This window comes from Acinetobacter sp. RIT698 (assembly GCF_009668065.1).
Taxonomy (GTDB): Bacteria; Pseudomonadota; Gammaproteobacteria; order Pseudomonadales; family Moraxellaceae; genus Acinetobacter; species Acinetobacter guillouiae.
The window spans coordinates 1-8,198 of record NZ_WJYH01000088.1 but is presented as its reverse complement, the minus strand read 5'-3'; the positions used below and the strand labels follow the sequence as shown (position 1 = coordinate 8,198).

Below are 8,198 nucleotides of genomic sequence, written 5' to 3'. Positions count from 1 at the left end.
TAGTTTTGTGCACATCCTTGTTTAATGTACCGCCTATTTCTGTTCCTAACATACCACTACGACTATTAGCAATCTTTTTAAATAATATTGGGCTTCAATGGGATAGGCTAAGATAAAGTGCGCTTGGTTTTCAAAAAGTTTTCATCTGATGAAATTAATTGCTTGGTTGAAATTACTAACAATCTGTTATACAAATAAGGCTCAAACAAGTAAGTTCAACGATAATGAGGATAAATCAAAGTAACAAATGGGAAAATACAAATATTTTAAAATAAAAACGATTAAAGACGAGGATGGTGAAGACTGGGATGTTTATGAAGAACAAAAATCTTCAGCAGGAATTATGATTTATCAGGGATGGCCCTATGCCTTAACTCCAAGAGATGGCATAGGTGGTACGTTTTCATTTATCTTAACGTCCGAAATTGCAGAATTTCTTAAGATACATTCGATTACTGAGTCTGAACAGCAACTTGGTTTAAGTAATGGTATTGTTGCTAAATTCAGACGGAGGCTTAACATTCAAAACAAAGTTATCTATCGCAATGATCAATGGCTTTTAGAGCATCAAGATGAGCTTTTGAATGATAGCCTACAAACACTAAAAGCAAAATATGGCTTAAAACGCAGTCAGGTGTACCAACATAAAAAATGGTTGGCAGATCTCATCAGTATTCCTATACGAAAGAAAACAAGAAAAAAAGAATCTGAAATTTTACAAGAACAGTGGTTTATTGAAAATAAATCAAAAATGGTTGATATGACTATAAATGAAATTGCAGCAACTTTTGATATAAGCACTTTTCTTGCCAAGAAATTTTATAACCGTATACGAAGTGAATTAGGTGAGTTGAGTTTCTCTGAGCAATTCAAAGAGAATAAAAGGACTCAACATCAATGGCTACTTGATCACCAAGATCAATTATTAAATCACAGTAAATCTATTGCGGAATTGGCTTTACACTTTCAAAAAACAGAAGGGCAAATCCGAAGAGCCAGAGCCAAATTACGAGAAATTTTAAAAACGCCAAAAGTGAAAGACCAAAACCAAGCTTGGTTACTTGAAAATAAAGAGCTTTTACAAGACTCTACGCTGATAAAAGAAGAGTTAGCACAAAAATTGGGTATTGAACCTAAACAAGTCTTTAGAAAAAAGGGACAGTTAAAGAAGTTGTTGAAACTACCTCATCATAATGATTTGGTTAAAGCGTGGCGTTTGGAGAATCAAAATATTTTACTTGACCTCCATTTAACTATAGCTGAAATTGCTCAAATACTTGATCGAAAAGAAAATTACATCATTAAAAATAGAATGATTTTAAGAAAATTTTTAGGTATCACTAAGCAAGACCAAAAAAATGAATGGGTACTTGATCATCGGCATGATTTAGAAACCCTCAGTATTGAGAAGCTCCAAGAGAGATATAATATTGGTCCGCATGTAGTAAAATTCTACAAAAAGCTTTTAATCGAATTGAAACAAAATGAAAACGAATAGTATTTGAGCATAAATATCTGTTCTGTTAATATTTCCCTATTAATAATAAGGTTATAAATAACAATGTTAGATAACATTTTTGGTATTTTAGATAAGTTAGGCTTAGGAACACAAAAACGTGCCATCAATGCACAATTTTCAAATTCACAACTCAATTCTCAAATCATGTTGCAACGCATTGATGGCTTTCATGGCATCAATGAGGGATTGTCAGCAGAACTGATCTGCCTATCAACGAATCCATTCATAGAGTTAAAACAATTCATAGGTTGCCAAGTCGCTATTGATCAGGTAACTGATTCAGGAAAGTTATTTAGAACGACTGGCATTATTACTGGTGCTTCACAGGGACAATCCGATGGTGCTTTGAGTCTTTATCGTTTAACCATGCAAGACCCAACAAGTTTATGGCATAAACGACGTAATAGTCGTGTGTTTATGAATAAGAATGTTATTGAAATTATTGAAGTAATTTTCAAAGAATGGCAATCGAAAAGTGCCTTATTTACTTCAAGCCTGAAATTAGACACCAGTGGCTTAACTAAGGCTTACGATATTCGCCCATTTTCAATGCAGTCGAACGAAAGCGATTATGTATATTTAACCCGATTAATGCGTGAAGAATCAATAAATTGGCTGATTGATGAGTCTAAATATATTGTTTCAAGTAGCAATGAAAGCATTGAACCGCAAAAGCTTAGATTAATTGATGATAATAATCAATTTAAAGCGATTGAACGCAGAACTATACGCTACCATCGTTCAAATGCGACAGAAAGATATGACAGCATCACCAGCTTTATCGCAGAACGTAGTCTACAGCCAACAGCTATCCATGTGCAACGCTGGCAACCTGATAGCTTAAGTCAAGAGGATGCTAGTGGTTCAGTGCTAAGTACACATAAACACAGTTCAAATCGAGACAATGAAAGCTTGAGCCTTGAACAAGCATGGAGTGTATCGCCCGCATGGATCAGTGATCTCAAAGATGAAGATCAAGCAACAAAATCAGGCAATAGCCAATTAGAAAAGCTCAACAAACAGCTGAACCAATATCAAGCCTTACAAGCCAAATACTTCACAGCACAAAGTAGTGTACGAGATACCCCAGTTGGGTATTGGTTTCAACTTGTTGATCATCCAGAACTTGAGAAAAATCATAGTTCGAATGATCGTGAGTTTTTGATACTGAATAAGCACTATTACAATCAAAATAACCTTCCTAAAGATATGAAGGACCAATTGGAAAAATTGCTTACACTCAGTCATTGGGAAATCAGTAAAGACAGCGAGCAAGAACGTCAAGCCAATGATTTAATGGTTGTACGTCGAAGTATTGTAGTTATTCCTGAATATGATCTACTACAACATCGGCCCACCGCTCATGTGCAACGTGCCAAAGTCACTACAGATGGTGAAGAAATCCATGTCGATGAATGGGGGCGTATTAAAGTCCGATTCTTATTTACCCGCTCAGATGATCATAGCCATGATGGTGGTGCAGGTTCCAATGATAATGATACAGATTCAGCGTGGGTAGATGTGCTTACCCCTTGGGCGGGGGAAGGTTATGGTGCTCGTTTTTTACCACGAAAAGACGAAATTGTGGTAATCGACTTCTTTGATGGCAATATTGACCGTCCATTTGTGACAGGGCGTATCCATGAAGCACAACGGAATCCGACTAAGTTCGATATTAAAGGAAAATTACCTGATACTAAAAAACTGAGTGGTATTCGATCAAAAGAAGTTTCAGGGGAAGGCTTTGGGCAGCTTAGATTTGATGATACAACTGGACAACTCAGTACACAGCTACAATCGAGCCATGGTGCTAGTCAGTTAAATTTGGGGAATTTAAGTCATCCTAAAGAAATGGCAGAAAGTGATGGCCGTGGTGAAGGGTTTGAGTTAAGGACGGATCAGTGGGGTAGTATACGTGCGCCTAAAGGGATTCTGATCACAACGGAAAAAGATATTAACGCCAATGGAAATCAACTTGATCGTTCTAATTTACAACAGAATATTGAGAAATTTTTAGGTACAAATTCAGCAATAAAGGATGCAGCAAAAGGACACCAAACAACGGAACCTGAATTAGAACTTCAAGAATCTCTAAAAAGTGAACTGCCTAACTGGAATGAATCAGACACGACACCATACGTTGCAATTGATGCAAAAGATTCCATCATCCTTGATGCTGATAAAGGGATTGTCGCTCAAGCTAAAGCAAACATTGATATTAGTTCAGAACGTAATGTTCAAATTTTTTCAGGTCGAGGTTTCTTTGCCAGTGTTTTGGACAAAATTTCACTTTTTGCAAAAGCCGCTGGTATTAAAATTAAAGCTGGACAAGGACCAATAGAAATAGAAGCACAGGCTGATTCAATGAAAATTGCATCACAAGAACTGCTGCATGTTTATGCAATTAATGATTTCGTTAAAGTTGAAAGTGGTAAAGGAATTTTACTCGCTTCTGGTGGTGGTTATATCAAAATTGAAGGTGGCAATATAGATATTGTTTGCCCTGGGACAATGTCTTTAAAAGCTGGACAAATCAAGACGATGCCAGGTGCTACGATAGGATCTGATCTAGCTGCGATGCCAAAATTGCAAATGGAATATGACGAGCTTTTTGTATTGCGTAATAAAGCTGGTAAAGCAATGTCCAATATGAAATATAAAATAAAAACAGAAGATGGCAAAATGATTGAAGGGATAACCGATTCTCAAGGGAGAACAGAGAAGATTACTTCACTCACTATGACAAAAGCTGTTATTTCATTATTAGGATATGTAGATGAATAAAATATATGCTTCTTTATTATTAACTGCATGTGTATTCAATACGGACTATGCATCTGCACAATCAGGAATAAAAAATACTGGATATAACATGATAAACTTAGAAAAAACTAAAACTTATTGTATAGGGCGTTATGCTGTAGATATTCCTACAGAAGCTAATCCATTAAATAGATATGATCAATATGACTCTTTTATTATTAAAGTATCTGATAATGCTACACGCCAAGATTTTGATGCGGCCATTCATAAAGTGAGAAAGGAATATTCTGAAGGCGATTGGTCTATAATTGAAGATCCTCAAGAACATAAAATAGAAGGTCGGGTCACTAAAACGCTTAAAGGGAAAACATCAAAAGATAAAGGTGACCCCATTTCGGTCTTCGGTTTTGTACTTGATAAAAAGACCTTGTTTTTAATTGAGGGGAATCATAGTGATATGCCTAAATGGACTGAAGATAGTAATGAAGCTATGAAGCATTTAATTAATAATTTACGTTATCGCCCTGAACATGAAATTCCTAAAGAAATTGGCCAATGTATTTATAAAGGATTTATTAAAGATAATGATCAAAAATTTAGACACAGTAAACAAAAAATGGGCTTTGACTTTAAAAACTATCCAAGTGTGGTGTTACGTTTTGATAGTGAAACAAATTCAAAGGAAATTGCACAACTTATTCTTAGGATCGAAAGTAAGTTAAGCCAAGTTGGACAAAGTCAACGGCAAATGAATAAAGATAATATACGAAAAGGTGAAAAGAACACAGCACAGCTAAATGCTCAAGAGTGGATTTCTGTTGAGAAAATGAAGGGTAAGAACGGAATTAGCGCATTATGGGAACATACAGGAACTGCACGTAATAATAAAGATCCTTTAATTGGTTTAGAGGTGGATACATCATATTCATCTTCCGGGAATAAGACTAGTAGCTTAGAGCAAGCTGATGCTTTAAAGCTGTATGAATCGATTATAAAAACAATTCGTAAATTTTGAGAAGAATAATGTCAAATAATGTACATCGTCATGAAGCATATGAAACAATTCATCAATCAGGAAAGACTTCCTATGTTTCACAGACAACACCAAATAGTGTTAATACTGAGTGTGAAATCCCTGCTCCTGTCAAATATGTGGTACCGATTATTTTTATCCCAGGGATTATGGGGTCAAATATCAAAGATACCAATAAAAAGAAAGTTTGGTATCCAGGTGTTTCTACCCTAATTGAATATAGTAAAAGAGATGCGAAAGAAAGACAAATTGACCTAAACCCGAAAACGACCGAAGTAGGTTATGATGGTGATATTAAAATAAATAAAAAGAAAGCTCCTCATATGACTGAAGAAATTGCTAGAGCGCGAGGCTGGGGTTCAGTAATAACAATAGGCTATTCCAAAGTGTTAATCTATTTGGAAAGCCAATTAAATAACCCATTTAAAAGTGTAAAAGAGCAAAAGGAAGATAAATTTAACGGCACGGATGAATGGGCGAAAATTGTACAGCCTGGAAATAAGGAAACAAAAAAAGTATTCAAAAATTGGTCGAGTAGCAAAACAATAGAGTTATTAAGTTTAGAACAACATGAAGAACTTGCGGATTATGCATTTCCTGTATTTGCCTGTGGTTACAATTGGCTAGATACCAATTTAAGCTCTGCTGATAAAGTTGCAGATCGCCTCAATAATGAAGTTATGGCGCAAATTAAAAAAGAATTTCCTACTGCTAAATTTAAAAAATTTATTATTGTAACCCATTCGATGGGTGGACTGGTAACACGTGCATTGATTCAAAATGAAAAGGTTAAAGATAAAATTGCTGGGGTAGTACATGGGGTGATGCCAGCCAGCGGTGCGCCAGCAGTTTATCAACGTTTAACCGTAGGCTGGGATGGTTGGAAGGCCTCGACAGGATTATTGAATAGTATAAAAGCTTGGGCGACTAAATTTATGTTTGGGGATACCTCTGAACGACTTACTGCTACATTGGCAAGTGCACCTGGTGGCTTGGAATTATTGCCATTTGCTAATTATTCAAATGCTGCAGATTTCCCAAAAAACCCTAAAGCGTGGATGTTAATCAAAGCAAAAACACCTACAGGTGAAATTACAGCTTCACTACCACAAACCATTGATCCTTATACTGAAATTTACAAAAGAAAAGATAGTTGGTGGGCATTAATGAATCCTGAGTTTATTGATCCTGCTGGATTACTTGCTATAGAGGCCCAAGAGAAAAAATTAGAAAGTATTTTTGATGTTTATAAACTAACTGTTAATAAAGTAAAAAAATTACATGATCATATTATTGACACTTATCATACTAATACCTATGCACATTACGGAGCAGATGAAGACCATCAATCTTTTGGTCAAGTGGTCTGGCGTTGTAAGGAAGTGTTAAACATTCGCTCAGAAAATGAATTGATTGAACTCATAAGCTTGTATGGCAAGAAAAAATTAATTGAGTTTCCAGATATAAAAGATCGAAGTGACATCAAAGAAGGTGATATAAATAGCATTCCCGAAAATGATGCAGATTTAACCATTAAAGGGACGAAAATGCACAATTTACAAGATAATGCTTATAAGGAGGATGGTGTAAGAGAAATTTTATTAGATGAAAAATCAAGAATATCTAAAACTAATAAAGCAACATTCTATTTAGATTTAAAACCAACCTCACGTGGTGATGGTACTGTATGTTATCAATCTGGACAGGATGTTCGAGCAAGTACTAGAACTCCAAAAGAGACATTTGTTATTAATGGCTATGAACATTCTGCTAGCTATGATAATGCGGATGTTCAATTAAATACAATATATTGCATTGCAAATATTGTTGATATAATCAAGAAGTCCTGTTAGTGGCAACGTAAATGTTTAGAACTTTCATGATTTATAGACTAAATCAAGTAAGCATCTTGCCTATAGTAGTTCAAAGTATGTACTTCTTAATCAAGTTGCTTTTTTTGTGATTAGACTAAATTGAACGCTAGTATTAATGGAATGACATAGAGCCCGATAAGTCAAATTGGACTCTATAAAAATTCCTCAAATATATTTTTCACTCAGAGTAAACTAGATATGCTGTGCGGAAATTACCTATAGTGTCGAATAATACTGAATATCCCAAATGAAAGCTATCAAACGCGATACATATGTTCAAAAATGGTTTGGCATCCACTAATAAAAATTGGTGTAAGGATAAAAAAAACTTTAAATATAATTCCATTTTTCATCTTTTATGATTCCTACAAATAATTATACTATGGGGAAAGTCCTCCTTCAAAGCAATAGTGTTAACAAAAAATTATCTACAAAAGTCTGTTTTTACTTGATCATTACAGACTGTTAAACAAAGTAAATAAGATTTGTGATAGACATATACGTATAAGTGGCATAACTATTGAGTGGAATACGCAATTAATTTACATGCAATTATATTTCAATAAAAATTAAACGTTTTTTTGAGAAGTATTATTCATCTAGAGCCTGTAAATTATTTTCTGTACGTTTTTGCTAGTCTAGAGTTTTTTAACTTGCGTGGTACGTTAGGAATAGGAATGCCTGGTACACAACGAACAAGGATAGTTGGTCGGTTTATCCAGTATTTTGCAGTTTTGTGAAGAAAACTATATTTATTTGAATTATCCAACTCTATAACTAGAATAGACTAGGATATTTGAAACAATGATATGTAATTATTAGATTGAATCAGAGCCTCTTTTAAGATTATCTGATAGTAATTATGACCTTTATGTTGCTTGTCTGAACTACAAGTATCTAAAATAGTTTGCTGAATAGTTGGTAATGATATTCCATTATTTAATGAAACTTGGATAGAGTTGGTTAACTCTATAACAACATCACTAGATTTATCTTTAAATCTTTGAAA

General features: G+C 34.6%; 5 protein-coding genes. 4 read left to right on the top strand and 1 reads right to left on the bottom strand.

What is annotated here, in order from left to right; genetic code table 11:
- Positions 1 to 247 precede the first annotated feature (247 nt).
- The 4 genes from GJV03_RS20775 (at position 248) to GJV03_RS20760 (ending at position 7,168) form a co-directional block, all read left to right on the top strand.
- On the top strand, positions 248 to 1,498 hold the full coding sequence (locus tag GJV03_RS20775) for a hypothetical protein (RefSeq protein ID WP_056511592.1): 1,251 nt from the start codon (positions 248 to 250) through the stop codon (positions 1,496 to 1,498).
- Positions 1,499 to 1,561: 63 nt separating this feature from the next.
- Complete coding sequence (locus tag GJV03_RS20770) at positions 1,562 to 4,303, top strand: type VI secretion system Vgr family protein (RefSeq protein ID WP_154131027.1); 2,742 nt, start codon at positions 1,562 to 1,564, stop codon at positions 4,301 to 4,303.
- A complete protein-coding gene (locus GJV03_RS20765) occupies positions 4,296 to 5,297 on the top strand; it encodes a T6SS immunity protein Tli4 family protein (protein WP_154131026.1) in 1,002 nt (333 codons plus the stop codon). Before GJV03_RS20770 ends, GJV03_RS20765 begins: the two co-directional genes overlap by 8 nt.
- Before the next feature lie 8 nt (positions 5,298 to 5,305).
- Complete coding sequence (locus GJV03_RS20760) at positions 5,306 to 7,168, top strand: hypothetical protein (protein ID WP_154131025.1); 1,863 nt, start codon at positions 5,306 to 5,308, stop codon at positions 7,166 to 7,168.
- A gap of 808 nt (positions 7,169 to 7,976) precedes the next feature.
- On the opposite strand, the gene GJV03_RS21655 is transcribed toward GJV03_RS20760, so the two are convergent.
- A partial coding sequence (locus tag GJV03_RS21655; protein WP_216070506.1) for a hypothetical protein occupies positions 7,977 to 8,198 on the bottom strand: 222 nt, incomplete at its 5' end.